This window comes from Mucilaginibacter sp. (assembly GCF_036383575.1).
Taxonomy (GTDB): domain Bacteria; phylum Bacteroidota; class Bacteroidia; order Sphingobacteriales; family Sphingobacteriaceae; genus Mucilaginibacter.
In genome coordinates, this window is sequence record NZ_DASVOB010000073.1 from 1 (window position 1) to 1,965 (window position 1,965).

General features: G+C 36.9%; 2 protein-coding genes and 1 pseudogene. 2 read left to right on the top strand and 1 reads right to left on the bottom strand.

The annotated features are described in order from the left end of the window. Nucleotides 1–558: pseudogene (locus VF500_RS02545) on the top strand (M1 family peptidase); the annotation flags it as partial. Between the two features lie 377 nt (nt 559–935). Beyond that, a complete protein-coding gene (locus VF500_RS02550; protein WP_110585230.1) occupies nt 936–1,295 on the top strand; it encodes a response regulator in 360 nt (119 codons plus the stop codon). A 47-nt stretch (nt 1,296–1,342) separates the two neighbouring features. Here VF500_RS02550 and VF500_RS02555 read toward each other — a convergent pair whose 3' ends face one another. After that, nucleotides 1,343–1,840, bottom strand: a complete 498-nt coding sequence (locus VF500_RS02555; RefSeq protein ID WP_330858174.1) for a hypothetical protein — start codon at nt 1,838–1,840, stop codon at nt 1,343–1,345. Nucleotides 1,841–1,965 lie beyond the last annotated feature (125 nt).

Genomic DNA, 1,965 nt, shown 5'->3' on the forward strand with positions numbered 1-1,965 from the left:
GGTTACCGCAACAGCAAAGATCCACTCATGACCCCTCCTGAGGCTATCGGACTTAGAGATTACGGTCAATATTATACCAAAACCGCTTTAGGTTTGGATATTTTAAGAAACGTAGTAATTGGCCCCGAACGTTTTGACTATGCTTTCCGTGAGTATGTAAAAAACTGGGCATTTAAGCACCCTTTGCCTTACGATCTTTTCAGGGCTATGAATGACGCTACAGGCGAAGACCTGAATTGGTTTTGGAAATCATGGTTCTTTACTACCTGGAAGCTCGACCAGGCTATTACTTCGGTAAGCTATATTAAAGGCAACCCTGCCGAAGGTGTAATGATCACCATAACCAACAACGAAAAAATGGCTATGCCTGTTGATCTTAAAATTGTTCAGGCCAACGGAAAAACAGAAACTCTTCACTTGCCGGTAAATATCTGGCAGCGTGATGGTGTTTGGAAGTTTAAATACCCTTCAACATCGGCCATCAAAAGCATGGAAATTGATCCAGATCATCAACTACCCGACGTTGACCTGAAAAACAACGTTTACAGGGGAGAGTAGTTTTGATTTCGGATTTGGGAATTTCGATTTCGGATTTATCGGGGATTAGAGATTAGAGATTAGAGATTAGAGATTAGAGATTAGAGTAAATCTTAAAAGGCGATGAGTGTTTGGGCTCATCGCCTTTTTTTGTGTTTTTTGTTTATTTAACTATGGGTTGTTCTTATTGTAATCTGGTATAGAATTATGTACCTTTACAAAAGGTTAAAATACCGTTAAAATAACGCCATATCTAACTGTTAATAAGATAGATATTGGCTAATACCCCTCTATATTCACTTCAATTAAATACCAGGGAATATTTTAATTATAAAACATTTTGTTTATTTGTGACATTAAAGCTAATAACTAACTATACTAAAATTAGCATTTTACTTATGGCAAAAAATATACTCATAATTGAAGATGATGCCGAGATTTTACGGGTGCTTGAAACCGTACTTACCTTTCATGATTTTGAGGTTACAGGTCTTGACCGTACAGATGATATTATTGCAGCCGTAAAAAATTACAACCCCGACCTGGTATTAACCGACTATATGCTACCCGGCCTCAACGGTGGGCGCATTTGTCAGCTTATTAAAGGCAACGAAGATACCCGGCATATCCCGGTGATCCTGATCTCGGCCTACCACGAACAGGCCATTGCCCTGGTTAACTTTGGTTATGATGCTTTTGTTCCCAAACCTTTTGATGTAAATAAGCTGGTGAAGACGATTAACAGGTTTTTGAATTAGACCTTTAAATAATCTTTACACTTTTATAAATCTTAATAGCTGGAGGTTTAGTTTATTTTTCTTTTACGGTATATTTTAAAATAGCAATATGTAAAAAGCCCAATTGCCAAAAGCCATGCAAATGGCAGTATCTTTTTCTGATTCTCTATACTATCTCTCGCACAATCAGGGCTTAAATAAGTTACCCCATCCACCTCAACGTTTACAACCTCAAATAAATCATTGTTCGTTATCAAACCGTTAGTCTTTAAAACCGATAATCTTATAACATGTCCTGGTTTTACGTTATCAACAAAGGTATCGTAGTAAAAACAGTCGGCCCAATTAGCACCAATTTTATAGTGCTTATCATTTTCTTGCACATAAAGGTCATAGTTTAAACTCCCTCTCCCTCCCGTATTTTTTGTCATAGTTCTTAAATGCAAAGCATTAACAACAACGTTATCCGCGTCAAAATCAGTAGTCAAGGCATCGCAGGTTAAAATAATAGCCCAAAACAATCCTACTAATGTTGCTACTATCCATTTTAAATTTTCACTTTTCATTATTCAATTATAATCAATGTAAATCCGAAATCTCAAATTCGACATCCGAAATCCTTTCCCCTTTCGCCCCAAAACCTTAATTTCGCTGCCTCATAGAAAGAGGAAAAGATTTTGGATTACTTACA

Bases quoted from the DNA above. Each gene is read 5' to 3' on its own strand.
- VF500_RS02550 (WP_110585230.1), top strand. From the start codon at position 936: ATGGCAAAAAATATACTCATAATTGAAGATGATGCCGAGATTTTACGG.
- VF500_RS02555 (WP_330858174.1), bottom strand. From the start codon at position 1,840: ATGAAAAGTGAAAATTTAAAATGGATAGTAGCAACATTAGTAGGATTG.